This is a genomic window from Haloglomus irregulare (genome assembly GCF_007421925.1).
GTDB classification, from domain to species: domain Archaea; phylum Halobacteriota; class Halobacteria; order Halobacteriales; family Haloarculaceae; genus Haloglomus; species Haloglomus irregulare.
In genome coordinates, this window is the sequence record NZ_QMDX01000011.1 from 1 (window position 1) to 26,016 (window position 26,016).

Annotated in this window: 29 protein-coding genes, 1 tRNA gene and 1 pseudogene; 20 read left to right on the forward strand and 11 right to left on the reverse strand. The window is 70.1% G+C overall.

Annotated features, from left to right (window positions below; genetic code table 11):
- The first annotated feature begins 176 nt into the window (after positions 1-176).
- A complete protein-coding gene (locus DP107_RS14580; protein ID WP_144262878.1) occupies positions 177-383 on the forward strand; it encodes a hypothetical protein in 207 nt (68 codons plus the stop codon).
- 268 nt (positions 384-651) lie between these two features.
- Here DP107_RS14580 and DP107_RS20535 read toward each other — a convergent pair whose 3' ends face one another.
- Together DP107_RS20535 and DP107_RS14590 are read right to left on the reverse strand one after the other, a co-directional pair.
- Complete coding sequence (locus DP107_RS20535) at positions 652-1,452, reverse strand: recombinase family protein (RefSeq protein ID WP_238330892.1); 801 nt, start codon at positions 1,450-1,452, stop codon at positions 652-654.
- 380 nt (positions 1,453-1,832) lie between these two features.
- Positions 1,833-2,843 (reverse strand): methyltransferase domain-containing protein, encoded by a 1,011-nt coding sequence (locus DP107_RS14590; RefSeq protein ID WP_144262880.1) that lies wholly within the window; start codon positions 2,841-2,843, stop codon positions 1,833-1,835.
- A gap of 779 nt (positions 2,844-3,622) precedes the next feature.
- On the opposite strand from DP107_RS14590, the gene DP107_RS14595 reads away from it, so the two are divergent.
- Both DP107_RS14595 and DP107_RS14600 read left to right on the forward strand, forming a co-directional pair.
- On the forward strand, positions 3,623-4,882 hold the full coding sequence (locus tag DP107_RS14595) for a saccharopine dehydrogenase family protein (RefSeq protein ID WP_144262881.1): 1,260 nt from the start codon (positions 3,623-3,625) through the stop codon (positions 4,880-4,882).
- A gap of 93 nt (positions 4,883-4,975) precedes the next feature.
- Positions 4,976-5,917, forward strand: a complete 942-nt coding sequence (locus DP107_RS14600) for an alpha/beta hydrolase (RefSeq protein ID WP_144262882.1) — start codon at positions 4,976-4,978, stop codon at positions 5,915-5,917.
- Between the two features lie 105 nt (positions 5,918-6,022).
- Here DP107_RS14600 and DP107_RS14605 read toward each other — a convergent pair.
- Positions 6,023-6,151 (reverse strand): annotated as a pseudogene (locus DP107_RS14605) (ABC transporter ATP-binding protein); the annotation flags it as partial.
- Positions 6,152-6,542: 391 nt separating this feature from the next.
- Positions 6,543-7,130: a hypothetical protein gene (locus tag DP107_RS14610; protein WP_144262883.1), complete on the reverse strand. Its 588-nt coding sequence runs from the start codon at positions 7,128-7,130 to the stop codon at positions 6,543-6,545.
- 591 nt (positions 7,131-7,721) lie between these two features.
- Here DP107_RS14610 and DP107_RS14615 point away from each other — a divergent pair.
- Both DP107_RS14615 and DP107_RS14620 read left to right on the forward strand, forming a co-directional pair.
- Entirely contained in the window at positions 7,722-7,916 is a 195-nt protein-coding gene (locus tag DP107_RS14615) for a hypothetical protein (RefSeq protein ID WP_144262884.1), read from the forward strand.
- Entirely contained in the window at positions 7,906-8,793 is an 888-nt protein-coding gene (locus DP107_RS14620; RefSeq protein WP_144262885.1) for a hypothetical protein, read from the forward strand. Before DP107_RS14615 ends, DP107_RS14620 begins: the two co-directional genes overlap by 11 nt.
- A 213-nt stretch (positions 8,794-9,006) precedes the next feature.
- Here DP107_RS14620 and DP107_RS14625 read toward each other — a convergent pair.
- Positions 9,007-9,081 (reverse strand) — tRNA-Val (locus tag DP107_RS14625).
- 404 nt (positions 9,082-9,485) lie between these two features.
- Between DP107_RS14625 and DP107_RS14630 the strand changes: the two genes are divergently transcribed.
- Complete coding sequence (locus DP107_RS14630) at positions 9,486-11,486, forward strand: AMP-dependent synthetase/ligase (protein ID WP_144262886.1); 2,001 nt, start codon at positions 9,486-9,488, stop codon at positions 11,484-11,486.
- A gap of 57 nt (positions 11,487-11,543) precedes the next feature.
- Here the strand turns inward: DP107_RS14630 and DP107_RS14635 are convergent, their stop codons facing one another.
- Complete coding sequence (locus DP107_RS14635; protein ID WP_144262887.1) at positions 11,544-12,080, reverse strand: cob(I)yrinic acid a,c-diamide adenosyltransferase; 537 nt, start codon at positions 12,078-12,080, stop codon at positions 11,544-11,546.
- A 117-nt stretch (positions 12,081-12,197) separates the two neighbouring features.
- Positions 12,198-13,457, reverse strand: coding sequence for an MgtC/SapB family protein (locus tag DP107_RS14640; RefSeq protein WP_144262888.1), 1,260 nt, complete (start codon positions 13,455-13,457; stop codon positions 12,198-12,200).
- A 105-nt stretch (positions 13,458-13,562) separates the two neighbouring features.
- Between DP107_RS14640 and DP107_RS14645 the strand changes: the two genes are divergently transcribed.
- The 3 genes from DP107_RS14645 to DP107_RS14655 are packed head-to-tail and all read left to right on the forward strand — an operon-like array spanning position 13,563 to position 16,052.
- Positions 13,563-14,717 (forward strand): sensor histidine kinase, encoded by a 1,155-nt coding sequence (locus tag DP107_RS14645; RefSeq protein WP_144262889.1) that lies wholly within the window; start codon positions 13,563-13,565, stop codon positions 14,715-14,717.
- 47 nt (positions 14,718-14,764) lie between these two features.
- Positions 14,765-15,379 (forward strand): response regulator, encoded by a 615-nt coding sequence (locus tag DP107_RS14650; RefSeq protein WP_144262890.1) that lies wholly within the window; start codon positions 14,765-14,767, stop codon positions 15,377-15,379.
- A 31-nt stretch (positions 15,380-15,410) separates the two neighbouring features.
- Positions 15,411-16,052, forward strand: coding sequence for a DUF7504 family protein (locus DP107_RS14655; RefSeq protein ID WP_144262891.1), 642 nt, complete (start codon positions 15,411-15,413; stop codon positions 16,050-16,052).
- Here the strand turns inward: DP107_RS14655 and DP107_RS14660 are convergent.
- On the reverse strand, positions 16,049-16,654 hold the full coding sequence (locus tag DP107_RS14660) for a DUF7504 family protein (protein WP_144262892.1): 606 nt from the start codon (positions 16,652-16,654) through the stop codon (positions 16,049-16,051). The two genes, DP107_RS14655 and DP107_RS14660, sit on opposite strands and share 4 nt — an antisense overlap.
- Positions 16,655-17,079: 425 nt before the next feature.
- Positions 17,080-18,015 carry a DUF4349 domain-containing protein gene (locus tag DP107_RS14665; protein WP_144262893.1) on the reverse strand — a complete coding sequence of 312 codons (936 nt, stop codon included), beginning with the start codon at positions 18,013-18,015 and terminating at the stop codon, positions 17,080-17,082.
- Between the two features lie 120 nt (positions 18,016-18,135).
- On the opposite strand from DP107_RS14665, the gene DP107_RS14670 reads away from it, so the two are divergent.
- From DP107_RS14670 to DP107_RS14685, 4 genes are all read left to right on the forward strand, one after another.
- Positions 18,136-18,846: a YqjF family protein gene (locus DP107_RS14670; RefSeq protein WP_144262894.1), complete on the forward strand. Its 711-nt coding sequence runs from the start codon at positions 18,136-18,138 to the stop codon at positions 18,844-18,846.
- 280 nt (positions 18,847-19,126) lie between these two features.
- Positions 19,127-19,627 (forward strand): PH domain-containing protein, encoded by a 501-nt coding sequence (locus DP107_RS14675; protein WP_394348548.1) that lies wholly within the window; start codon positions 19,127-19,129, stop codon positions 19,625-19,627.
- Position 19,628: 1 nt separating this feature from the next.
- A complete protein-coding gene (locus DP107_RS14680; protein WP_144262896.1) occupies positions 19,629-21,140 on the forward strand; it encodes a PH domain-containing protein in 1,512 nt (503 codons plus the stop codon).
- 63 nt (positions 21,141-21,203) lie between these two features.
- Positions 21,204-21,851, forward strand: a complete 648-nt coding sequence (locus tag DP107_RS14685) for a hypothetical protein (protein ID WP_144262897.1) — start codon at positions 21,204-21,206, stop codon at positions 21,849-21,851.
- 110 nt (positions 21,852-21,961) lie between these two features.
- On the opposite strand, the gene DP107_RS14690 is transcribed toward DP107_RS14685, so the two are convergent.
- Positions 21,962-22,432: a CopD family protein gene (locus tag DP107_RS14690; RefSeq protein WP_144262898.1), complete on the reverse strand. Its 471-nt coding sequence runs from the start codon at positions 22,430-22,432 to the stop codon at positions 21,962-21,964.
- A 121-nt stretch (positions 22,433-22,553) separates the two neighbouring features.
- Between DP107_RS14690 and DP107_RS14695 the strand changes: the two genes are divergently transcribed.
- From DP107_RS14695 to DP107_RS14715, 5 genes are all read left to right on the forward strand, one after another.
- Positions 22,554-22,733, forward strand: coding sequence for an HVO_2753 family zinc finger protein (locus DP107_RS14695; protein ID WP_144262899.1), 180 nt, complete (start codon positions 22,554-22,556; stop codon positions 22,731-22,733).
- Between the two features lie 2 nt (positions 22,734-22,735).
- Positions 22,736-23,002 carry an elongation factor 1-beta gene (locus DP107_RS14700; protein WP_144262900.1) on the forward strand — a complete coding sequence of 89 codons (267 nt, stop codon included), beginning with the start codon at positions 22,736-22,738 and terminating at the stop codon, positions 23,000-23,002.
- Positions 23,003-23,123: 121 nt separating this feature from the next.
- A complete protein-coding gene (locus DP107_RS14705) occupies positions 23,124-23,483 on the forward strand; it encodes a hypothetical protein (protein WP_144262901.1) in 360 nt (119 codons plus the stop codon).
- A 72-nt stretch (positions 23,484-23,555) separates the two neighbouring features.
- Positions 23,556-23,849: a 50S ribosomal protein L21e gene (locus DP107_RS14710; protein ID WP_144262902.1), complete on the forward strand. Its 294-nt coding sequence runs from the start codon at positions 23,556-23,558 to the stop codon at positions 23,847-23,849.
- Positions 23,846-24,202: an RNA polymerase Rpb4 family protein gene (locus tag DP107_RS14715; RefSeq protein WP_144262903.1), complete on the forward strand. Its 357-nt coding sequence runs from the start codon at positions 23,846-23,848 to the stop codon at positions 24,200-24,202. Before DP107_RS14710 ends, DP107_RS14715 begins: the two co-directional genes overlap by 4 nt.
- A gap of 19 nt (positions 24,203-24,221) precedes the next feature.
- On the opposite strand, the gene DP107_RS14720 is transcribed toward DP107_RS14715, so the two are convergent.
- On the reverse strand, positions 24,222-25,076 hold the full coding sequence (locus tag DP107_RS14720) for a translation initiation factor eIF-2B (RefSeq protein WP_144262904.1): 855 nt from the start codon (positions 25,074-25,076) through the stop codon (positions 24,222-24,224).
- A gap of 147 nt (positions 25,077-25,223) precedes the next feature.
- Here DP107_RS14720 and DP107_RS14725 point away from each other — a divergent pair, with 147 nt between their 5' ends.
- Together DP107_RS14725 and DP107_RS20190 are read left to right on the forward strand one after the other, a co-directional pair.
- Positions 25,224-25,556, forward strand: a complete 333-nt coding sequence (locus tag DP107_RS14725; RefSeq protein WP_144262905.1) for a hypothetical protein — start codon at positions 25,224-25,226, stop codon at positions 25,554-25,556.
- A gap of 131 nt (positions 25,557-25,687) precedes the next feature.
- Complete coding sequence (locus DP107_RS20190; protein ID WP_185977335.1) at positions 25,688-25,846, forward strand: DUF7563 family protein; 159 nt, start codon at positions 25,688-25,690, stop codon at positions 25,844-25,846.
- The last annotated feature ends 170 nt before the right edge of the window (positions 25,847-26,016 follow it).

Here is a 26,016-nt window from a genome sequence, read left to right on the forward strand (position 1 = left end):
CGCCGCGAGGCCCGGGGCCCGGAAGACTGACGCCGAGCGGCCTGCTGGAGCGGGTATCGGTGGCCGCGAACCCCACTTTTCGACTGCGGGACCGGCCTCCTCGCGCCGCCCGCGCCACGCTGTTGGTTACCAACGGCCGGCGAATCGGTTACCAACCGGCCGCCCGACCGCTCGGCATGGAGCGCTGTCCCAATTGCGGCGAGGCGTTCGTGTTCCCGGTCGGGCTGAACGAGCACCGCGAGCGCTGCACGGGCTCGGCCGGCGACGTGGCCGACGGGCCGTATGACGACGACACCTGTCCGATGTGCGGAACCGACTACGGAGAGCGAGGCTATCCTCAGCATCTCGCCGCCTGCGACGGGCCGGGGACGAACAGGGCTTGACAACAGCGACGGAGGCCGCCCGGCACGACACCGACCGGCCGAACCTGGGACTGATTCGGTCGTCGTAACGGGGGCGGCGATTAATACTGTACTCAGAGTTGTACCACTCGTCTGGCGGGCCCCGCTGTGTAACCCTGTTCCGGGGTCTCCAGACCTCCCGGCATCCGTCCCCTTTCAGGTACAGTAGGATAGGAGCGCCATGCTCGCCGTCCACAGACTCAGCGACGCAACCGAGACGACTTAGAGCAGGGGCCGAACCCCAGCCTCCTCAGAAGTCATCGGCCCCATGCTGACTCAGATACACCTCTCTATCCTCGACGAGTGAGGGGACCGTCCGCCGAGGCACCCCAGTGTACCGAGCTGCCTTTCGGTGACTCCACCCCAGGTCTTCGACGGCGCGGATGGCCTCGACCGCGTCACCGAACTCCTCGGTTGGCTGCAGGTAGCCGTCGGCGTCCGTGGTGAACCCGCAGGGCGGCCGACCCACCCACTTCCCGGCGGCCTCGGCGGCCCGAAGTCCCTCCTTGGTGTTCTCCCGGATTTTCTTCGCCTCGATTTCGGCCGCCCAGGCGAGCACGTTGAGAATCATCTCGTCGTTCATCGAGAGCTCCCCGCCGGGTTCCACCTCCAGACCATCGTTCTGGACGTTCAGTCCGGTGTCGTGGTCTTCGACGATTTCATGAACGTTCTCGGACATGGCCCGCATGGTCCGGCCGAGGCGTGTCACCTTGCGAACGACGACGCGGTCGACCTCGCCGTCGCGAACGCGCTTCAGCATCTGGCGGTAGCCGGAGCGGTCGGTGTTGGTGCCGGTCGCTTCGTCGGCGAGAATCTCTATCTCGGACTCGGCGATGCCGAGGTCGCACTCAGGTTGATGGGCGACTGCAGGCTCCGGGTCGCGGAGGTCCCGGACGTGACCGCTGAGGACATCTCCCAGGGGTGACGCCCGTCTGCGAGTGGTGCGGCGCCGAGATCGAGGACATCGACCGGGGTCCCCCGGGACGGGACGGCGGGAGGCATTCGCCACGAGCGCCGAACGGCAGCGGCGCTCCGACGTCGACGACGGCATAGCGCCCGGCTGCCACGCTATCGGTGGCAACCGGACGCGCGAATCCGCCACCGGCGGTCTGCCCGCCCTCCGCGGCCCGCGTGGCTACGCCGACTGCTGGCCGGACGGCGAGCTGGCGGAGGGTGACACCGTCGTCCGGGACCGAAGCATCACCGGGAGCGGCTCCACCAGCCGTCTCCGAGGCCGACCAGACGAGGTCTCGCGACCTCGTCGAGTGACTCGGCGCCGACGTGGTCCGTCCCACACAGTACCCGCAGGTCCCGACTGAGGCCATCGAGCAGCTCCGTAGGCTACGTTGGATAGTCGGTTGACTGTGCTGAGTACGGGCGCACGTCGTGCACGGTACTCACTGCAGGTGACGGGGGTCGGTCGATGGAGGTTCAGCCTCGCTCGTTCGGTCCGACGGCGGCGACCACGTCGAGGTTGTGTGCGATATAGGTCAGTTCCGCGGCGTCGAGTTGCGCCCGGCGCGTCCTCAACCACCCTCGGACCCGGTCGGTCGAGAGCGCCGGGTCGTCGACCAGCGACCCCTCGACGAGCCCCAACACGTGTCGGAGGAAGTACGCCTCCTCGGCCGGGTACCCGGACTCCGTGGGCCGCACGACCCAGTCGGACCCACCGACTGCGGCGACGGACCCCCCGGCGGCCCGGACCCACTCGGGGGCCCGTGACCCGGCCCGCGGCTCGTTCGGGTCGTCACCCTCTCGCATCCCGGCGTGCCACCGCCGCTCCAGTCGCCGTTCGAACGCCCGGTCATCCGTCGGGAGGAACCGCGTTGCACCGTCGAAGGTGATCGGGAAGTAGGCCGTGCCGCCGGGCACGAGCCGGAACAGCGATTCGACTGCGTCCGGTCCGGGTGCGACGTCGAGGAACGCCCCGGCTACGAGGGTGTCCCATGTCCGTCCGCCCGACACCCTGGAGACGAACTCGAAGACATCGGCGGTTCCGGCTTGGACCCGGACCGTCCTGCCGTCCTTCCGGAGCGTCAGTGTGAACGCTGCTGTCGCGTCCGGGAACAGTGCCGCCGAGGTCTCCCGGCTCGACACGGTATACCCCAGCGAGCGGGCGACCGACGGCAGGTACTCGGCGGCAGCTGCCACGTTCGCCGGGTCGATGTCGACCATCGTGTAGTCGGCCTCAGCGGGGAGTGCCTCCCACCGCAAGAGGCGCTCCAGCATCGTCCCGACACCAGCAGCGACGTCGATCAGGCGCGTCGGCCCGTCCAGCGCCGCCGCGAACGTATCGAACACCTCCCGGCTCAGCGCCCGGTCGTCGACAGTTCGCTTTGCCCGCAGGTACCGCTGTGTCGACGCGACCCCGTCCGGTTCGTCCATCGCTCCGCCCCTGCCGTCGCCCGTGTCGCCGCCGTCTGGACGGAATCGGTCGGTCACGGCTACCGTTGGGGGCGTTGCCTCTTACCGGTGACGACCGTCGACCCCGCGAGCGCGAGCCACACCCGTCTCTATCTCGCACACCGCCCCGCTGCACACGGCGGAGAACGGGGAGGTGCCCGGGGTCGGCTGGATGGAGCGGATCCCGACGAGTTCCGGGAGAGGAGCGACGCACGAGAGATGACGCTACGTGTTTAGACGTTTCGTATAAATACCCGGGCGGTTTTGCTTCAGATGCGCCGTGTTCATGGCGCACCCCCCACCCCCCCACTGCGGTTCTCACGACTGGTAGCCGCGCGGCCGTGCGGCACCGAACGCGAGCCGTGGTGAGTGATGCGGGTCGTCATCCCGGAGTGGGCCGTCCGGGCCGTCGCCGATGGTGAGGGTACCGGCGCGACGTTCCGGAACGGCGCACAGTCGCGCGGCTCCCACGCGGTGTCTCGAGTCGTCGGCCGGTCGGGAGGAGCTCCACGACGGCCGTCGACGTGACCACCCGACGGCATCGACCGTCAGATGGTGAGGAAGTTTATGTACCATGCGCACAATACCGTTCCTAGGCCCGGGGGTTCCGGGCCATCTCTCCCCCACCCCCTCTTTCCGCTCCGGCCCGTGAGCGACAGCGCCACACCGCGGTGCTCGCCGCCCACCGGGAGGCCCGAACTGACCGTCACGGCGGTCCGGGAGGCCACGGCATCGTGTACCGACCGACGTGGAACGGGAGACACCGATGTCGAACCCGGCTGTTTATACGCTGGGGGCCGAATCAGAGGTCGATTCCAGTGTCAGAGAGCGACCGAGACCACGATATCGTCGTGTGGGGCGCGACCGGCGTCGCCGGACGACTCCTCGCGGAGTATCTGGCCGGACAGTACACGCCGGACGAACTGGCGCTGGCGCTGGGGGGCCGGGACGAGGAGCGCCTCGGCTCCGTCGGGGCCGATATCCGCGAGACGACGGACGCGTGGGCCGAGGTCCCAATCGTCCTCGGCGACGCGACCGATCCGGAGAGCCTCCGTGCGCTGGCCGCGGAGACGGACGTGGTCGCCACGACGGTCGGGCCGTACACGAACTACGGCTCGCCGCTGGTCGAGGCGTGCATCGAAACCGGGACGGACTACTGCGACCTGACCGGGGAGATCAACTGGATCCGGGAGGTCGTCGACGAGTACCACAACGACGCGGTCGCGGCGGAGGCGCGTATCATCAACAGCTGCGGTTTCGACTCCGTGCCGGCGGACATGGGAACCCTGCTCGTCCAGTCGTACGCGGCGGCAGAGCACGGTGCCCCCTGCGAGGAGGTCCGCATCTACGTCGACGACGCGAGCGGCGGCGTCAGCGGCGGGACGCTGGCGAGCTTCGCCGAGCTGTTCGAGGCCGCGTCGGAGGACCCCGTCGCCCGCGAGACGCTCCGGAACCCGTACTCGCTGGCGCCGCCCGGCGAGCGCGAGGGCGTCGACCGGGGTGCGCGCCGCCTCGCGAGGAAGGACCGCTGGCGGTCCGAGTGGACCGCCCCGTCGCCGATGGCGGCGGTGAACGAGCGGGTGGTCCGACGGAGCAACGCGCTGCTTGACTACCGCTACGGCCGCGAGTTCCGCTGTTCGGAGGTCATTCCGACCGGCCGGTCGCTCGGCGGGGCGGCCAGCGCGAGTCTCGTCGCCGGCGGTATCGGCCTGTTCACCGGCGCGATGTCCGTCTCCCCGCTCCGGTCGCTGCTCAGTGACGTCGTGTTCCCGGACCCCGGCGAGGGCCCCTCCGAGCAGCAGATGGAGAACGGCTACTTCCTCGTCAGCGTCCTCGGGCGGGGGACGGGTGACGACGGCGAGTTCACGGTGCAGGCCGAGTTCGGCGTCGACCTGGACCCGGGCTACGGCGCGACCGCGCGGATGCTCGGTGAATCCGCGATGTGCCTCCTCCGCGACGAGATCGACTCCCCGCTGGAGGGGGGCGTCCTGACCCCGGCGTCGGGTATCGGGATGCCCCTCGCCGAGCGCCTGCGGGACATCGGCTTCACCGCGACCGTCGGCGAGGCAGACGGGTAGCGGAGACGGAGATGTCGTAGGCGGGTGTCCGCCCGGCGAGCCCCCGGCCGCCGGGACCCCACATTGAATATCCGGTCACCCGACGCTGGGCGCATGGCCGACGAGCCACACCCACAGGCACAGGAGGTCCTGGCGATGCTCGACGCGCAGAACTCGCCGCCGACGTACGGCGTGACCCCTACCGTCGCCCGGGAGCAGTTCAGGCGACTGACGGCGGAGATGCCGGCGACAGCGGTCGGTGACGTCGCCGACTTCGCCATCGAGGGGCCGGACGGCGATCTGCCGATCCGGGCGTACGTCCCCGAGGGCGAGGGCCCGTTCCCGGTGCTGGTCTACTACCACGGCGGCGGCTGGGTCATCGGCGGGCTGGACGAGTACGAGAACGTCACCTCCGCCATCTGCGACCGCGCGGAGGTGGTGGTGCTGTCGGTGGACTACCGGCTCGCCCCGGAGCACCCGTTCCCGGCGCAGCTGGAGGACGCCTACGCGGCGGCGGACTGGGCCAGCGAGTTCGCCGAGCACGTCTCGGGCGACCCCGACAGGGTCGCGGTCGGCGGGGACAGCGCGGGCGGGAACCTCGCGGCCGCGGTGTCGCTGCTGGCCCGGGACCGCGACGGGCCGGAGCTCGCCCACCAGTCCCTGGTCTACCCGGCGGTCGCGTCGCCGGTTCTCCACGACTTCGACTCCTACGAGGAGAACGCGGAGGGCTACTTCCTCGAGCGAGCGAGCATCGACTGGTTCTACGAGCGGTGGCTCCCGAGCGAGCTCCACGCGCGCAACGAGTACGCGGCGCCGCTCTTGGCGCGTGACCTCTCCGGGCTCCCCTCGGCGACCGTGGTGACGGCCGGCTTCGACCCGCTCCGGGACGAGGGCATCGCCTACGCCGAACGGCTGGCCGAGGCCGACGTCGCCGTCGGGCACGAGCACTACGCGGACATGATCCACGGCTTCGTCAGCATGACCGAACTCGTGGACACCGCCCACGCCGCCGTGGACGTCGTCTCCGAGGAGCTCGCGGCCACGCTCCACGCCTGACCCCGGCTCGAACCGCCCGGCCACGACCACCGTCACTCCGCCGTCAGGTCGAAAACGAGCGGGTCCGCGTAGCGCCGGTCGTGGTCGACACCCTCGCTCGGTCGTTCACCCCCCGTCCACGCCGCCGACGTGTGCGTCCGCCGGGTCGAACCCGACGGTGACCCCGCCGGTGGGCTCACGAACCCGGACGAGGAGTTCCCGGCCCGCCCGGTCGAGATGGACGCGGGTCGTCCGGCTCGCGGTCGACCCGGACGAGGTCATCGGTGTTCAGGCCCGGATGGCAGTCGGCCTCGACGTCCACGCCGGCCTGCTGGTGTGGACGTAGTGGTTCAGCTCGTTGCTCGGCGTCTGCCGGACCAGTCCGTGTCGAACGCCGACTCGAGCCACCCCCCCGGCGAGGGGGACGGGGAGTCGATGGAACCACTGCACGTTCCGATGACCAGTCGGTCACTGCCGGACCCGCCGCCACCGCTGCCGGGGAGACAGCCGCTCAGACCCGTCGCCGTCGCACCCGCCGTCGAGAGGAACCTCCGTCGGTCCACTACCGCGTGGTATCCGGTCGGCCGGTTCTCCCGCGCCGGCTCGTGCGGCCGCTCCAGGCCGCGTGAGCGGCCCTCATGGCCGATTACGGCAGCGCCGTCGCCAGCACCAGCCCGGTCGCGACAACCGCCGAGAGCGTCAGGCCCAGCACGGTTACGAGCTGGACGTCGACCTCCTCCAGCACCCGCTCCACGAGGCGGACGTTCGTCCGGTGGACGGCCCAGAGCAGGGAGAGCGAGAGGAAGTGGGCCTGCAGGAGGGCCCCCGCGACGCCGTCGCCGCGCGGCGGAGTCGGGGTCCAGGCGATGGTGCTCGCACTGTGCTCGTCCGCGCCCGGGGCGACCGACGTGCGCCCGCCCTCCCGGTCCGTCTCGGCGGGCGGTTCCGGAGGACGGCCGGCGTCAGGGTTCGGGGTCGCCGCGACGTCCACCCCATCGAACAGTGAATCGGCACAGAACGCACAGACGGTCACCCGTCCGGCCTCACCCACCTCGACCGCGAGGGCCTCGCGCGACGGGACGCGCTGCTCACAGAACGCACACTCGATGGCCGCTGCCTCGTCGGCGACCGACGACGCCTCCGGCGCTGTTCCCCCGGTCTCGGCGCCCGGGTCCGCGGGGTCGGCCCCGTTCGCCCCCACCTCGGCTTCCGTCGCCGCTCCGTCGCTACTCATCAGGTGGATAGTGGTCCCGTTCGGACATAGGTCCACACCCGCAGAGTTGGGGCGCGAGGGACGCGGTATCGTCGTCCCCCGGGCCGATTCATGAACGCGCGTCGGCGACGAGCAGCGGGCGGATGAGGCCGCTACGACATCGTTCCCTGTTTCGATGCCGGATTCACCCGGTTCTCGGGCGGCGGCTGTGGTGCCGTGGATGGTGGCCGCACTCGTCGACGGCCCGCCAGGCGGCCACTACCGGACGACGGAGCCGGAGCGGTCGGAGCGACGGCGCCCCGCGTGACACGCCGTCCGGGACGGGCCCGCCACGCTTGCTGCCAGCAGTCGTGCCGACCCCGCCGAGCACTGTCGTCGGTTCGTTCGGACGCAGGAGGGTGTCCGGGGAGGCGCCACGGTGACCATCAGTTCGACGTCGACGCGATACCCGTCGCGGTTCGACAGGGGCCGAATCCCGGCTCTGTCGGTGCCATCGACCAGGCGCACGCAGTCGTCTTCGGGTGTTTCCATAACACCTTTTTATTCAACTTCCTTCAGCTAAACCACTCAATGGTCACCTCGTATGTACGTCGGATGGATCGGCTATCACGTGTGCAGTACCTCCTGATGCTCATATTCGGCACAGCGACGGTACTGCTCGCGGTTGGGCTCCCGCCGTCAAAACTTCGGGCTGCAGGAGTGGCACTGTGTTTCGGACTGACGGCTGGCCTCTGGGGTTCGCACCTCCTCCAAGTGGTCATCGATGCGGTTGCAGCCAGCGGTGCGGTACCTACCAATGGCGACTGATTCAGACTCGGAAACGATTCGGCCACCGGAGAACCTCGCGTCGTTCTTCCTGACTGTTGGCGCGGTGAGCATCGCGTTCTGGGCCGTGTTCGTGTTCGCGTTCTCCGGAGTCGTCCGGTTCCTGCTCGTCAGCGCCGTGCTCGTGATTGCCGTGTTCAGTATGGTCGTTGGGTGGATACTGAACATGGCCGGCGAGTTCGATGATACCACGACCACGGAGGCAACCGACAGCGACTCGACGGGGACAGAGCAGCTACCGGAGCAGGCCGAGTTAGCACCGCCCGGAGACAGGGTCCCACTGCCGAAGTTGCTGAACTTCGACCAGGAGTTGAACGAGTTGGCGGAGTATATCGACGCGGACTCACAGCAGTTTCGAACGATATGGCGTGAGTACGCGAAACTGAAGACGGAAAGCCGGAACCGGCAGACGATCGCGAGTAGCATGCGGTCCGGGGTAAACGGGCTCCGAGCACTGGCGAGTCAGGCCCAGGAACCGGAAGCCGAGGCGATCGTCGAGGACATCGGGGACCGGCTGTTCGAGTATATCAACGCGGAGCCGGCGGAGAAGTCGAGTGTGACGTCGTGCGCGTTCTTCGATGAGAGTGGGACCGAGCGGCCGGTGACGGAGCTACAGGAGACCAAAGCACGAGTCCGGGCGTCAGTGCGGAATCGGTCCGACGAGGTGAAGTTGGACGTCGTGTTCCGGTTTACCGACGGGAACGGTGTCCAGGTCCGGAAGTCCGAGTGCCCGCTCGGGGTCGTGCCACCGGACGCGGAGAAGACACTCGACACGAAGGTGTACGTGCCCTCGGTGACCGGCGATGTGGAGGCGTTCGCGGCTGAGGCACAGGACAGTCGGGACGTGCTGGACATGTAACCGGTGGCGTTCCACACCGGACGCCGGTCGCGTGACGGTCGCGCCGGCGGGATGGCGGTTCGGAGCGTTCCCACGTTGAGGCTTCTGTTGTCGTCTCCTCGCAGAGGTCAGGCCGACTGTCGTTTCCCCGCGCCAATCTATACAGGGGTCCCCTCAAACGGCCGTACACGCCGTTTCTGGACCCGCATCTTCCCGCTCGCGGGTAGCAGAAAGTGGGTCGGGGCGGATTCGAACCGCCGGCCTGCTCCGTGTGAAGGAGCCGTCATAACCGGACTAGACCACCGACCCGCACAGGGAGGATGCGCTGGCGCGGAACTTAAGAGTTGCCGATCGGGGCTCGGGACCGGCGGTTCGGATGGGGCCGGTTCGACCCCGTTGGCGGGAGGTTAGCCGCCGGAGGGTCGTTTTCCAGTTACGGGCGCCTGACAGCGATAATCGTCTATTCCCCCGACTTGTTATGGCGCTAGTAGTAGAAACCGAAGGCGAGTGGGGATACGGGTGGCGTTCAGCTGTCGGACCCACGCCGGCGGGTCGGGGTCAGTCGTCAGTGGACGGGCGGCCGTATCCCGAGTCGGACGGTCGGACGCGGCGACCTCGCGGCCGCACGCTCCGCCCGTAACCGGGCGGCTGAACGCCCGTTCCGCGCACGAACGGCCCCGTAGAGTTAAGTTCGGTGAGCGGTACCGACCCGCATGGATTGGCGACAGGCCGAACTGGAGTACACGGACGAGGTGATCGGGGAGACGACCATCCCCCGTGCGTTCTTCGACGCCGTCGAGCGGCACGGCGACATCGACTGTCAGCTCTACAAGGGCGGTATCTACGACCGGTCGCTGGTCTCGGCGGGCATCGTCCCGGCGGCTCCGGACGGAGAGTACGCCCCGCTGTCGTACGAACGGGTCGGGGAGATCGTCGCGCGGCTGGCCGCCGGCTTCCGCGACCTGGGCGTGGAGGCCGACGACCGCGTCAGTATCTACGCCGACACCCGGATGGAATGGGCTCACGCCGACATGGCCATCCAGACGGCCGAGGCGGTGGCGACCACCGTCTACACGGAGTCGAGCCCGGAGCAGGTGCAGTACCTCCTCGAGGACCCCGGCTCGATGGGTGTGGTGGTCGAGAACGCCGACCTGCTGGGCACCCTCGCGGAGGTCGAGGACCGGCTCGGGCTCGGCTTCGTGGTCACGCTCGACGACGTCCCGGACGAGGTGGCCGAGTCGATCACCGCAGACGTCTGCACGCTCGCGGAGGTGTACCAGCGCGGCGCCGAGGAGTTCGACCGCGAGCAGGTCGAGCGGTGGCTCGACCGTCGGGACTGGACCGACCTCTCCTCGCTCGTCTACACCTCCGGGACGACGGGCGACCCGAAGGGGGTGATGCTCCAACATAAGCACTGGCGAACGCTACTGAACGCCGTCCGCAAGCGCCTCGGTCCCCGGCCGGACAAGCCCGACGACATGCCCACCTTCGAGGCCGGCAAGACCTCGCTGGCGTTCCTGCCGCTCGCCCACGCCTTCGAGCGGTCGGGCCACTTCCAGTCGCTCGCTTCGGGCATCACCATCGGCTACGCCGAGTCGCCGGACACCGTCGGGGACGACATCGCGAAGGTCAAGCCACAGATCGCCAACTCCGTCCCCCGGGTGTACGAGCGCATCTACAACGGGATGCGCGAGGAGGCCAGCGACTCGGCGGTCTCCAAGCGCATCTTCGAGTGGGCGGTCGAGACCGGCCAGGCGTACGACGACGCCGAGTCGCCGGGCGTCGGCCTGCGGGCGAAGATGCAGCTCGCCGACAAGCTGGTCTTCTCGAAGGTGCGCGAGGCGCTCGGGGGGAACATCGAGCTGTTCGTCAGCGGCGGCGGCTCCCTCTCAACGGACCTCGCCAAACTCTACCGCGCGATGGGGATCACCATCATCGAGGGGTACGGCCTCACCGAAACCGCCCCGGGGCTCGTCTTCAACCCGCCCGAGGAGATCAAGATCGGGACGATGGGGCCGCCGCTGCACGGCGTCCAGCTCAAGCTCGACCGGGGCGTCGTCTCCCCCGAGCAGGAGGAGGCCGCCGACGGCGAGGTCGGCGAGCTGCTGGCGAAGGGCCCCAACGTGTTCGAGGGCTACTGGAACAAGCCGGAGAAGACGGAGGCGGCGTTCACCGCGACGGGCTGGTTCCGGACGGGCGACATCGTCGCCCGCGACGAGGACGACTACTACTCCTTCGTCGACCGCCGGAAGAACCTCATCGTCCTCGACACGGGCAAGAACGTCGCCCCCGAGCCCATCGAGGACGAGTTCGCCACCTCCGCGCGCATCGACCAGATCATGCTCGTCGGCGACGACGAGAAGTTCATCGCCGCGGTCATCGTCCCGAACTTCGAGCAGCTGCGCGACTGGGCGGACGAGGCGGGCATCGACCTGCCCGACGACCCCGCGGCGGTCGCGAACGACGAGCGGGTCCGCGAGTGGGTGAGCGAGGAGGTCGAGGCCGTCAACGAGCGGCTCGGCCGCCACGAGAGGATCAAGGAGTTCCGGCTCGCGCCGGAGGAGTGGACGGCGGACAACGACGCGCTCACGCCGTCGCTGAAGAAGAAGCGCCGCGTCATCCGCAGCCGCCACCAGGGGCTCATCGACGAGATCTACGGTCGGGCCGAGCCGGCGGCAGAGACCGGGCCCGGGGCCGCCGCGGACGACGACTGAGGAGGTGTGGGCCCTCGTCGCCGCCGGGCGCCGCGTGCGCCGCCGAGCCGTTCGGGCTCAGTACGTCGGCGACTCCTCGGGGACGCCGTCGCGCTGGTTGACCACGCGAGCGAAGACGAACAGCGCGTCCGAGAGCCGGTTGAGGTAGGCGACGGCGGTCCCGTTGACGGGTTCGTCCGTCGCCAGCTCCACGGAGCGGCGCTCCGCCCGTCGGACGACCGATCGGGCGTGGTGCAGGTGCGCGCCGGGCTCGCTGCCGCCGGGCAGGATGAAACTCTCCAGAGGCTCCAGCTCCTCGTCGAACTCGTCCATCCACGCCTCTAGCTCGTCGACGTGCTCGGCCTCCAGGTGGGGGGCGTCCTCGTCGTCCGTGTCCGGGTTGGCGAAGTCCGCCTGGATGATGTGGAGGTGGTTCTGGATCGTCGAGAGCTTCTCGTCGATGTCGTCGTGGCCGGAGGGCCGGACCATCCCGACGACGGTGTTGGCCTCGTCGACGGTCCCGTACGCCTCGATGCGGGCGCTGGTCTTGGAGACCCGACTCATATCGCGCAGGTCGGTCATCCCCTCGTCGCCGCGGCCGGTATAGATCTTCATCGCTGCCCGAGGATAGGGGCGGCGGCTTCTTATAGACGGGTGACCGGAGCGCGGCGACACACCCGACCGGGGGGCGGTTGCGGGAGGACGGGGAGCGGACGCCGGGTCCGGCGGCGCTCACCCGGCGAACAGCACCAGCCCGGTCGCGACGCCCGCGCCAAGCGCCGTGGCGGTCGACCAGCCGGCCACGCGGAGGGTGAACCCGCGGTCGGGGGCGGGGGCCGTGAGCGCGATCTTCACCGCGAGGCTGGCCGCGGTCGCGACCAGGATGCCGACGGCGGCCTTCTCGGGCGGCATCGCGCCGCTGCGGTAGAGCACGACCGCGGAGGTCGTCACGCCGGCCGAGGAGACGAGGCCCGCCAGCGCGGCCGTGACGTAGAACCCGGCCGTGCCGAACAGCGAGTCCGCGAGGCTCCCGGCGATGACGACCAGCAGGAAGAGGAGCCCGAAGCCGAGGGCGTACCGGAGCGTGAACGGCCGGTCGAGCGACACCTCCAGCGAGCCCCCCCGGTCCGCGACCACCGCCGCGGCGCCGACGCTCCCGGCCGCGAGGACGGCCAGCGGCACTGCCACGTCGGTCAGAGGTGGCACCGTCGCGCCGAGCGTGAACACGAGCGCGATGCCGAGGTTGCGCAGCGCCATCGCCGCGTTCCCGAGGAGGACGGCCGCCACCGCGTACGGGGTCGCGGCGGCGTCCGACCGGACGTGGTCGACCGCGGAGCCGACGACCGCCGTCGAGGAGGCCAGTCCGCCGAGGAAGCCCGTGACGGCGACGCCTCGGCCGCCGTACAGCCGGACTGCCGCGTAGTTGACGATGCCGATGCCGGCCACCGTGACGACCATCGCCCAGACGACGCGTGGCTCGACCGTCACGGTCGCCTCGAGGAGCGTGACCGACCGCTCGCCGGCGGGCAACAGCGGGTAGACCACGAACCCGATGATGGCGAACTGGGCCGCCGCACGGACCTCCTCGCGGGAGAGCGTCTCGGCCAGCCCGTGGAGTTCGCGCTTGGAGACCAGCAGCAGGGCGGTGACGACGCCCACGGCGACCGCAATCACCAGTTCACCCGAGCCCGCCAGGGCCCCGACCCCGTAGGCCACGAGCATCGAACTGGAGGTCGTAAGTGCGAGCCCGTCGCGCTCGCCGAAGACGGCGCGCGCACCGAGGAGGCCCCCCAGTACCACGACCAGCAGCCCTCCCAGCGCCAGTAGCAGCGGCCGCTCCAACACAACGAAGACGGCGGCCGCGAGGCTGAGCAGGGCGAAGGTCCGCACCCCGGCGGCCTTCTCCGACCGCTCGCGCTCGAAGCCGACGAACATCCCGAGCGCCGCCGCCACCGCCAGACGCAACACCGCCCGGGAGAGTTCGTGGTACATGCCGTCCGGGCTTGACCGTCGGCGTATTTGTCCCTTCGGGCGCCAGGCCCCCCCGGCGACCGGGGGACCCGCAAACGGTTTCCCCGAGGTGAACGAGGAGCCGATATGCGACGCCCGCGCGGGCCGTACGGCCCACCGCTCGTCCTCGGGGCGATCGGGATCGGACTCCTGGGGCTGGGGGTGTGGAACCTCTGGCGGGAGCTGAGCGCGCTCGTCCTCAGGTGGGGGCCGCTGGTCGCGTTCGGACAGATCACCCTCCCAGCGCTGGTGGTGGTCTACGCGTCGTACCGCCTGCTCGACTCGTCGTTCAACGGCAGCGAGCGGTGGCGCGTCGTCCTGTTCGGGGTCGCCGGGCTGCTGCTCGTCGGCGGCGGGCTGTACACGACCATCATCGTGCGGTTGGCCGAGGCCCGCGCGGTCGGTGAGCCACAGTACGTCCTCGGCGTCATGAGTGGTCTCGGGGCGGCGGGCGGGGCGGCGCTGGGGTCGCTCAGCGTCAGGAGCGAGCGGGACGCGCGCCAGGCCGAGCGCGCCCGCGACAACTTCGAGCTACTGAACAGCATCATCCGGCACGACGTCCTCAACAGCATGATGATCGTCCAGTCCCGGGCGGAGTTCATCGAGGAGCAGGCCGAGGACGACCGGGTCCGGGAGTTCGCGGCCACCGTCCTCACCCAGACCTCCGGCGTGGTCGACCAGGTCGAGCGGACCCGGGCCATCCTGCAGGCGCTGCGGACGAACAGACCGCGGCTGGAGGCGACGGACCTGCGAGCGACGCTCGAACGCGAGGTGGAGGCGGCCCGGGAGACCTACGACAGGGTGGTCGTCGACCTGGACCTGCCCGAGGGCCCGCTCCACGTCCGCGCGGACGACCTGCTCGGCGACGTGGTCGGGAACGTCGTCTCGAACGCCGTCGAGCACAACGACGATGCCGAGCCCCACGTCGAGGTGTCCGCGACCGTCGAGGGACCCGGGGGCGACGAGGTGGTCGAACTGCGTATCGCCGACGACGGCCCCGGTATCGACGACGAACTGAAAGACGCCGTCTTCCGCCGGGACGGGACCGGCCTCCACGAGGACAGCACCGGCTCGGGCTTCGGGCTGTTCTTCGTCGACACGATGATGGGGAAGTACGGCGGCACCGTGCGCGTCGAGGACGACGAGCCGCGCGGGTCGGTGTTCGTGCTCCGGTTCGCGGCGGCGGACCCGGCGGCGGAGTCGGGGCAGAGCGTCGCCGACGCCGTCGAGGTTCCGGCCTGACGGTGGCGGCATGAGAGTTTATTCGAGTGGACCCTCATGACCCGGTCATGAGCCAACACGAGGGCGCATCCGACGGGGCCACCATCCTGGTCGTGGAGGACGAGGCGGAGCTCCGCCGGACGTACGAGCTGTGGCTGGCGGCGGACTACGAGGTCCGCACGGCCGCGGAGGGTGAGGAGGCCCTCGGGATGGCCGACGAGAGCGTCGACGTGGTACTGCTCGACCGGATGATGCCGGGGCTGTCGGGCAAGGAGACGCTGACGGAGCTGAAAGAGCGCGGGCTGGAGGCGAAGTTCGCCATGGTGACCGCCGTCGAACCGGACTTCGACATCATCGAGATGGGGTTCGACGCCTACCTCACCAAGCCGGTCGACGAGGAACGGCTCCGTGACACCATCCAGAGCCTCCGCTCGCAGGGGGCCTACTCCGACGCGCTCGACGAGTACACCTCGCTGCTCGCGAAGAGGGAGACGCTGAAGGCCCGCAAGCGCAACGAGGAGCTGGCCGAGAGCGACGCCTTCGCCGAGCTGGAGGCCCGGCTCGCGGAGCTCGAGGCGCGGCTCGAGGACACGGATTCGGGCGCCGGCGACGACGCCGGGTTCGTCGCGGCGCTCCGGGACATCGACGAGGAAGCAGAGCACACGGGGACCGAGGAGCCGTGATGTCCGGCGGCGTGGGTGAGCCATACGGGTCATGAGCAGGATCAGCGACGGGGCCGGTGCCCCGTACGACCTGGGTGCGTCGTTTCCCGTCGGCGAGGCGCGGCATCAGCGGCCGGGCCGGACGCTCCTGGTGACCGGACCCGCCGCGGTGGCCGAGCGCGCCGCCCTCCGCCTCCTGCTTGCGGGGCACGAGGACGACGAGGGTATCGTCCCCGTCAGCACGGACCGGCCGGCGGAGGAGTTACGAGCGGAGTACACCGGCCTGACGGGTGGGACCCCCGACGACCGGCTCGCCGTCATCGACGTCACCGGCCGGTCGGCCGACGCCACGAACCCGGTCGACCTGGCGGCGCTGGGCCGGGAGCTGAACGAGGCCATCGCCGGAGTGCGGGCCGACCGCGTCCGTGTCGGCCTGCTCTCGCTGAGCGGGATGCTGAGCCATCTCGACCGGACCGACGTGTTCAAGTTCTGTCACTTCGTCCGGGACCGCATCGGCGACGCCAGCTATCTCGGCATTGCGACGCTGGCGACCGACGAGGCCGACGCCGGGACGGTCTCGATGCTGCAGGAGGCGTTCGCCGGCACAATCGAGGTCCGCGAGGACGAGAAAGGGGGGCTGGTCCGCGTCGTCGGGCTCCCCGACACGCCGGTCACCTGGCACGCCTGGGGTTAGGCCCGCTCCCAGCCGTCCTCCGACCGCTCGTAGACGCCCTGGAACAGGCTCCGGATGGTCGAGACCGTCTGCCCGTCGTGGGCCTCGGGGTCCATGTGGAAGACGCTCATCGCGCCGGCGGAGTCGAGCTGCCTGGTCAGCACGTGGAGGAACTGGAACACGCGCCTGGTGTCCGCGTACTGGAGCATCGTCGTCACCGAGTCGAAGGTGACCACCGTCGGGCGGTGTTCCCAGGCCTTCAGGCACTCGCTGACACGGATACCCAACCCCGTCAGGTCTCCCGGGTCGGCGACCGACGTCGACCGGAAGTTCGTCTCGGGCGTCTTGTCGACGTGGCTGCCGGCCGTGTTCTTGCAGCCGACGGCCGCGATCTCCGACGGTGGGGTCAACCACGCCGTCTCCCACGCCGACAGCACCTCCGCCGGCGGTCGCAGCAGCGAGACCGCAAGCAGGGCCGGCGTTCCGGAGGTCGTCTCCAGCAGTCGCGACACTGCGTTCCCCTCGTTCTCGACGGCGGGACCGAGCAGCAGCAGGTTTGCGGGGGCCTGCTCGACGAAGGACGACGTGGTGGCCGGCTCGTCGTTACCAGCCCCGCTGTCCATGGGTCCCGCGCTGGTCACATCGTCTCATAACATGCCCAGATCTTTAAACGACTCACATCGGCTTCAGGCCCTGATAACGGTGTCACTCCGACGGCACCGCCGTGTGGGGTCGCCAGCACCGCCCACACGGTCGGATCCCCCGGCGGATTCGGCCCCACCGATGTTCGCGATGGTCCGTCAGGGGGAGACCGACGCCCCACGCTCGGAGGTCCGCGACGGCTACGAGCCGGTATTGGGGCGTGACGCCGGGAGGACGGGCGCGGACTGACCCGGCGGGCCCGCCCTCGCAGGCGCTCTCGACCCGAGTCGAGGGCGTGGTTCTCCCTACCGGACGAGTATTCACGTCGAGTCACAAACCCCGGGTGGATCCCGTCCGCTCCCGGATCGTTCGCCACACGGAACGGGAGCGGGCCGCGTTCGCCGGTTCAGAACAACTCGCGCCGTCTCGCGAGGTAGCCGGCGCCGGCCAGCGGCGCCCCGAACACCAGCGCGTACGGCAGCACGTAGGCGAGCGTGACGCTCAGTGCCCGGAGGGCGACGACCACCCCGCCGATAGAGTCCAGTAGTGCGGCACCGAGTCCGGTCTCGTGGTACGCGGGCCCGGGCGTGAGCGTCGGCGACGGCGTGGGCGTGATCCCCGGCTCCCCGAGTTCGACGGTGATAGTGGCGTAGGCAACGTCGTCCCGGAGGGCCCGGCGCTCGGCCTCGAGCCGCTCGATGCGCTCCTGGACGTCCGAGAGCCGCTCACCGACCCGGAGCACCGCCTCCGTGTCGTTGGCGCTACCGTACAGCCGCCGGAGCCGGTCGCGCTGGTCGCGGAGGTTCCGGAGGCGTGCGTCCAGATCGACCAGCTGGTCGCGCACGTCCTCGCTGTCCGAACTCGCGGCCCGGACCTCGCCGACGGTCTTCAGCGACTCGAAGGCGTCACCGAACTGGTCGCTCCGGACCCGGAGGACGAGCCGGCCCGTGGTGCGGGTCCGGTTGCCGACACGGTCGACGTTCGTGTCCGAGCCCGCGACGTAGCCGTCGTGGTTCCGCGCGATGCTCACCGCCCGGTCCCGGGCCGTGTCGAAGTCGTCCACCCGGAGCCGCACGCGTCCGGTGCGGACGATGGCCTGCGAGCGGTTCGTGTCACGGAACGACTGCGCGGCGCTTCCACTGTCCCCGCCATCGTCGCCCTCGTCGCCGCCGCCCCCGTCACCCGACCCGGCGTCGGCCGGGGCGGGGTCCCGTCGGTCGGCGTCGCCCGCATCGCCCGCCCCGCCCGCCTCCGAGCCGCCGAACCCGGAGCAGCCGGCCAACAGGAGCAGTGCGACCAGCGCCAGCGCCACTGCCGTCCGTCGGGGCCTCGCATCAGGCATACGCGGTCCGTGTGAACGCGTGCCAGTATAGCCGTCGGAAGATCAAACAGCGGTTTTGCCTTCCGGCGAAGCTGGGTGTTCGCCGTCAGCCGCATACGTCGCCGGGCCCAACGTCAGTGTATGTGCGCCGGAATCGCCGACATCGACCTGTTGTCGATGACCTGGGAGGACCTGCTGTTCGCACATTGGCGGGTCGACCCGGCGGTCGTCGAGGAGCACCTCCCGGGGGGGCTGACCGTGGCCACCTACGAGGGCGACGCCTACCTCGGGGTGGTCCCGTTCGTGATGAGCTCCATCGGTCCACGGCTCGCCCCGCTCGACATCTCCTTCGGGGAGCTGAACCTCCGCACCTACGTCCGGGAGACGGCGGACGGTTCGGGCGCGGGGCCCCGCGGGGTCTACTTCTTCAACCTGGACGCGGACGACCGTCTCGGGGTCGCCGTCGCGCGGTCGGTGTTCCAGCTACCCTACTATCGCGCGGCGATGACCGTCGACGCGGCCGGGGAGCGGGTGGCCTTCCGCTCGCAGCGGCCCGACGGGAGCGCGTCGTTCGCGGCCGCGTACGGGCCCGAGGGCGACGCGTTCGTCCCCGAGGCGGGCTCGCTGGAGGCGTTCCTCGTCGAGAACTACCGCTTCTACACCGCCGACGACCGCGGCGGTATCTGGTACGGCGACATCGACCACGAGCCGTGGGAACTGGCGCCCGCGACCGCCGACTTCGTCACCAACGAACTGTTCGCCGCCAACGGGTTCGACCATCCCGCGGGCGAGCCCCTCCTGCACTACTCCCCACGGATAGCGGTGACCGCTGGGGCACCCCGCCGGGTATGACTGGACCCCCTTCCACGGCGCGGGGTCGGGGGCTACTTTACCCGCGCGCCACTAGGTGGGCCCGATGAGTGACGGCGACGGCTCGCGGGCCGACGACACCGAGGCGGGTGAGGCCCCCGTACCCGACGGGACCACCCGTGGCCCTCCGGCCGACGACACAGCGACCGACCGGACCGGGCGAGCGACCGCCACCATATCGGAGGCGGCGACCGCGCCCGACGACACGTCCCCGGCGTCGGAGTCCCCGGCCACAGGGGACGACAGGACCCGCACGGAGCCGCTGCAGCCCTCCGACATCGATGTCGCGGAGCTCACGGGCCCCGAGCGGAGCCTGGAGCCGGCCGTCAGGCTGGTGTGGATCCTCCGCGCCGCGGTGAGCGCCCTCGTTCTCGGGACCGTCGTGGGTGCCGTCGCGGCTGTCTTCGACCTGCCGCTCTGGGCCGGACCGGCCGTCTTCGCGCTGCTGTTCGTCCTCGGTGCCGGGCGAGCACATCTGCGCTACGAGTCCTGGTCGTACCGGGTCCGGACCGACTCCCTGTTCCTCGACCGCGGCGTCCTGACGCAGGTCCGGACGGTGGTGCCGTACGTCCGCATCCAGCACGTCGACGCCTCGCGCGGCCCGGTCGAGCGCGCGTTCGGGCTGGCGACGGTCGTCGTCTACACCGCCGGCTCCCGGGGTGCGGACGTCACCATCCCGGGGCTGACGCCCGAGCGCGCCGACGACCTGCAGGAGCGGCTGAAACGACTCGCCATCGCCGCGGAGGGGGAGGACGCCGTCTGAGATGCGACTCTCCGCGCTCTCCATCCCGTACGGCGCGGTCATCACGGCGGCCCGGCTGGGCTGGCTGCTGGTCATCGTCAGCTTCGGCTCCGCGCGGGTCCCCGGCGCCGGTCCGCTCGTCGCGGTCGCGGTCGTCGCCGGGGCCCTGGCGCTGGCTGGCGCCTACCAGTTCGCCCGCTGGCGCCGGTTCGAGTACCGGCTGACCGAGGACACGCTGGATATCGACTCCGGCGTGTTCTCCCGCCGGAGCCGCGAGATACCGCTCCGACGGGTGCAGAACGTCGACACGAGCCGGAACGCCGTCCAGCGCGCGCTCGGTATCGCCGCGGTCACGGTCGAGACCGCCGGCGGGAGCGACGTGGAGGCCGACTTCCGCTACGTGAGCGAGGCCGAGGCCGAACGGCTCCGCGCCGAGATCGGCCGGCTGAAGCGCGACCGCGGCCGGGAGGACGGGTCGGCCGGGGCCGCCGAGGCCGGCGCGACGGCCGCCGACGAGCCGGTCGAGGAGCCGCTGTTCGCCATGTCGACGCGGGAGCTGCTGTTGTTGGGGCTCGTCTCCGTCGACCTCCGGCTGCTCTCGCTGTTCTCGGCCATCGTCCCCATCGCGGCCCCGTCACTGGCCCGGGAAGCCGTCGACCCGCTGTTCTCGCTGGCCATCGCCGCCCCGCTGCTGGCCGGCATCGTGGTGACCGTCTCGGTGCTCGCGAGCGCGGCGTTCTCGGTCACCAACTACTACGGCTTCCGGCTGTCGCGTGCGAGCGACGAACTCCGGTACGAGCGGGGGCTGCTCAACCGCTACACCGGGACGGTCCCGCTGTCGAAGGTGCAGTCGGTCGTCCTCTCGGAGAACGTCCTGGCCCGGCGGCTGGGCTACGCTGCGCTCACCGTCGAGACCGCGGGCTACGCGCCCGGCGACAGCGGCGCCGAGTCGGCGGTTCCACTGACCCGCCGCGACCGGGCGGTCGAACTGGCACGGGAGGTGGAGCCGTTCGGCGAGGTCGAGTTCGAGCGCCCCCCATCGCGCGCACGGACCCGGTATCTCATCCGCTACGCCATCGTCGGGCTGCTGCTCACGGCCATCGCCTACGGCATCGACCGGTTCACCGGACTCTCGTTCGCCTGGTACGGGGTCGCGGCGCTGGTGGCGCTGGCGCCGGTTGCGGCCCACCTGAAGTGGCGCAACCTCGGCTTCGCCGTCCTGGAGAACCACGTCGTCCTCCGGTCTGGCTTCTGGTCCCGAGAGACGACGGTCGTCCCGTACTACCGGGTCCAGACCGTCATCGAGGGGCAGACGCTGTTCCAGCGCCGGCGCGACCTCGCGACCGTCGTCGTCGACACCGCGGGTTCGCGCGGGCTGACCGGCGGCGACCCGAAGGCGCTGGACATCGAGGCCGACCGCGCGACCGAACTCCGGGAGACCATCGCCGACCGCCTCCAGGCCTCCCTCGGCGGCCACCAGGCTGAACGCCGCCGAACGCGCCGGTCAGAGCTGCTGGCCGGGGGCGACGACTGACCGACCGGCCGTCGACCCGCCCCCGAGCGTCAGGCCCAAGCCTCGGGGGCACGGGCATCAGGCGTGAACAGGCGCACACGGCTTGCCGGCGTCGGGAGCAGCCTCGCGCTCGCGGCTGGCGTGCTGGTCGCAGTCGCGCTGGACTCGACCGTCAGCGCGCTCCCGGTCCGCGCGCGGCTCTCGGACCTCGGCCGGCCGGGCGCGCCGGGAGCGCTCGTCTTCGGCCTCGGACTGTGCCTGGCCGGCGCGCTCGGGTTGGGGTTCGCCCGGGGCTGCTGGCGCGCCGCGAACGACCCGCTCGACCGTGCGGTCGCGGCGGTCTCGGGTGCGGCCTTCCTGGGACTGGGCGTCGCGGGCGCCGTTCCCGAGCCGGGCATCGCGCACGTTCCCGCGCTGTCGACGGCGTATCTCGCCGGCGTCTCGGCGCTCCTGCTGGACGGGGTCCGCCGCAGGCACGGCCCAGGCGACCACGTCGACAGTGCCGGGTCACGGGCCGGGACCGTGCTCGTCGGCACCGTCGGCATCGTGGCGGCGCTCTGGGCTCTCCGCGCGCTCGTGGCGACGACGTTCGTCCTCTCTGGGGCGACGAGCGCACTCCTGCTGGCCGAACTCGGCACGCTGAGTGCGTTCGGCGGCTGGGTGGTCTTCCGGGCACGTGCCGGAGCGTCGGCCGAGTCCGCGGCGTCCGGGGTCACTGCCGCCGAGCGGTGACCCCGGTTGGGTCGCTCGGCTGGAGGGTGATGCTGAGCGACGGCGTCGCCAGCGAGAGCCGCGTCCACAGCATGGCGAGCCGGGCGCCAATACAGTGGCGCGGGCCACCCTCAGAGCGGCAGGAGGCCGGCGCTGTTGGCCGCCAGGAGCCCCGCGTCCACGAGCAGCAGGATGGCGACGACGCCGGCACCACGGTAGAACCGGCCGGCCTCGCGGGCGGGCGAGCGGACCTTCTTTAGCTCCAGGCCGTCGCTCATCCGGGCGTTACCGACCTCGACCAGTCCGGCCATCACGAGCCACAGCAGCGTCATCGCGAGGACGAGATGGCCGCGCGTGCTGCCGGCCAGGGTCTCGAACGTGTAGAGCTGGGCGGCCATGTGGCCGCCGGTCAGGAGCATCACGACCGCACTGACACGGGAGAGGGTCATCAGCCGGCCGAAGACGGCCGCGAGCGGCTCCGGGCGGACATCGCCGTCGCGGGCGGTCGGCAGCACCGCGGCCACGGCGAACAGCACGCTCCCGGTCCAGAGCGCCCCCACTAGGAGGTGCGCCGCGTAGATGACGGCGTTGTGAACGGACATACCCGAAGCGGGGGCTGACGGTTCTTGAAACCAGGCGGGACGGACCCGACGCCGTGCCAGCAGCTCGCGGGAGGCGGCCCGCTTGACAAGGCTTAAACACGGTCCACGACCAAACGGAGGTATGAGTCAGTCCGATAGCAGCGAGACGCGCCAGTGCGTCTCCTGTGGCATCAACATCGCCGGGACGAACGCCGCCCGCTTCAACTGCCCCGACTGCGGGCAGTTGATCTTCCGGTGTGCGACCTGTCGGAAGCAGAGCAACCTCTACGAGTGTTCCAGCTGCGGCTTCATGGGGCCATAACGATGGGGAAGGTCGCCGCCAAACTCAAAGTCATGCCGAAGAGCCCGGACGTGGACCTCGATGCCCTGCAGGAGCGCCTGGAGGCCTCGCTGCCGGAGGGGGCCCACATCAAGGGGACCCAGCGCGACGACGTCGCGTTCGGACTCGTGGCGCTGTTCCCGACGGTCACCGTCCCCGACGACGCCGGCGGCACGGAGGCCGTCGAGGAGGCCTTCGCCGGCGTCGAGGACGTCGAGTCGGTGCAGGTAGAGGAAGTCGGCCGCATATAGCGACCCCGCTCTCGTCGGACCGCTGTGCCGCTGTCCGTCCCCGGGGGTCCGGAGACCGCCGAGAGGACGCTCTCTCAGTTGTTTCGCGCCACGATAACGCCCATGCTGATTATATGTACTGGTGCGTTACGGGGTAACAGAGCATGAGGGACAGCAGTCACCGCTCGACCCGGGCAACGACGGGGTGGTCGGCGTGAGCGCCGGCGCTCGCGAGGACGGCACGGAGTCGGCCGAGGGTGGGACCGACCCGCTCGCGCCATGGGCGTTCCGTGCGGCGATATCCGGGCTCCCCGAGGACCAGGCGCGCGAGCTCTTGGAGGGCGACCGGTGCCCGCAACCGGGTCACGAGGAGCGATGGGAGGCGGAGATGGACGCACTGGAACTCCGCGAGGAGGGCAACGAGGTCGTCGTCTACCGGATGGACGAGGAGCACGCGTGGCTGCAGTCCGACACGGCCCTCCGGCCGGACGAGGTCCGCTGACCGGGGGCACCGCGTCGACCGCTACATAACACACCATTCAAGTACTCCTCGGGTCAACGATTCTGCACGATTATGCCGAGCTCGAACGGACCACTCCACGGGACACGTAACAAACTCCGGAACAAGCCACGCGACCGCGGGACCTCGCCGCCGCAACAGTCCGTCGAGTCGTTCGAGGCGGGTGAGAAGGTCCACCTCGATATCGATCCCAGCGTCCCCGACGGGCGCTTCCACCCCCGGTTCAACGGTCACACCGGGACCGTCGAGGGCGAGCAGGGTCGAGCCTACAAGGTGACCATCGTCGACGGCAGCAAGGAGAAAACCGTCATCGCCAAACCCGCACATCTCAGCCTCCAGACGGAATGACGATCTTCAAGGAGACCCTCGACGCCGAGTACATCACCACCGCCGAGGCCAAGGAGATCCTCGCGGGCGTCGAGCAGGAGCGGGCGCTCGACGAGGACCGCGAGATGCGGTACGAGCTCGCGCGAGCCATCGACCACGTCAACCGCTTCGCCGAGATGGATGGCGAGGACGGACAGGCGCTGGTCGAGGACCTACTGGAACTGGAGAAGCTCGACGCCAAGACCGCCACGAAGATCGCCGACACCCTCCCGCAGGACCGCGACGAGGTCCGGTCCGTCTTCGCCCAGGAGCGCTACGCGCTCGACGGCGAGGAACTCGACGAGGTCCTGAACGTCGTCTCGAAGTACGCGTAGTCCTCCCGTTTCCGCTCGGTCAGGGCGAGAGCGTTCCTTCGTCGGTGACAACCGAGTCGACGAGATGCGTCGGCGTCGCGTCGTACGCCGGGTTCTCGATGTCGAACCCCTCTGCCGGCTCGAGCATCACCTCGCTCGCCGGCCGGTACTCGTTCTCGAACTGGAACCCGCCCTCGTCGATGACCTTCGCCGAGGAGCCGACCACGGTGAACGGCACCGCGAGCTCGGCCGCGGCCGCCGCGATGGGGAACGTGCCGACCCGGTTGTAGTATGTGTCGTCGACGATGCAGGACATGCCGGCGGCGACGCGGTCGCATTCGGGGAGCACCTCCCCGCTGGCCGAGTCGACCAGCAGGTGAGCCTCCACGCGGTCGATACGCGCGAGCGTCCGTGCCGTCCGGCGCCCGAGGTAGCGCGGTCGGGCCTCGGTCACGTACACCTCCAGATGGCGCCCCTCACTGGCCGCCAGCTCGACCGCCTCCAGCACCGTCGAGGAGTAGTCGTGGGTGAGGAGCGTGTCGCCATCGTGGAGGGTATCGGCGGCGTTGATAGCGGCCTCGCGTTTACCCGTCTCGACATTCGCCACCACCCTGTCGATGGCGTCCGCCGTCACCGCCTTGGCGGCCGCCACGTCCGCCGGGTCGGCGTCCTCGACGGCCGCGCGGATCTCCGCCTGCGTCGTATGCAGCGTCGCGTGGGAGGGCTGTGCCCGCTTGAGCGCCCGGCTGTTGCGTTCTATATCCCGGCGGTACTCCTCGATCGAGGGGTACTCACGGTCGAGCAGCGCCCGCAGCGCCTCGGCGGCTTTGATAGCCACGATCGAGGAACTGTGGGTCTGCATGTCCCGTATCTCGGCGACGGTCTCGTCGATCATGTCCGATGGGACTCCCGCGTCGCTCAAAGGCGTATCGGCAAGGGCGGTCCGATGCCCCGTTCCCGGCCGCGCCGGTCGACGTCGGTCCACGTCCCGCCACGCTGCCGCCGCCGTGGCGGTTTAGCCACTGGCCCGCGTATCGGACGCATGGTTACGGTCACCTACACCTGCCCACGCTGTGACGCGGTGGTCGAACTGGAACGGGACGCCTACATGGCGGACAAGTCGGTCACGCCGGACCCACTCGAGGGCTGGACGTACGTCCCCGTCTACGAGGCGGTCTCGGCGTCCGGTGAATCGCTGGTCGACGAGGCGACCGTCGACGCTGACGGGGTCGAGATCGTCTGCGGCGCAAGCGAAACCCGTAGCGAGGGCTGTGGCCGTCCGTTCTACCTCTCGTTCGTCAGATACGAGGACGGCGAACCCGTCGACCCCGGGCGTTCGCTCGAGGAGGTCTCCTTCGACTTCCTCCGGGGCTGAGGCGCTGTCGCAAGCGACGGTCCTGTGGGTTTGGAGCGGCCCGAGGCGCATAATTGCAGTTATATACGTTTTGATGACGGGGCGACGCGGCGAACCAAAGTTATAAATCCGAGAATAAGTAGATGGTAGTTGTGCCCCACTGCAACAACTGCGATTCGTACGTCAGCGAGGCGTACGTACGGGTGTTCGCCCCCGAGGGCATGGATACCGTTCGCGTCTGTCCCCACTGCGAGGACAAGCTCCGGGACGGCGCCGATGTCCGTGAGGCGCGGGCCCCGCGTCAGCAGTAACGAAACGGGGGTACAGCTCGCCGGTCCCCGCGACCGGCTCCTTCATCACACGAACCAGGGAGCGACAGCATCGTCCGCTGACCAATCCCGACGCCGCTCCCGGGTCAACCCTTACCGTTGCAGACGAGAAACCCCGACCCACAGTTGCATCCACAACCCAGCGTTGTCCA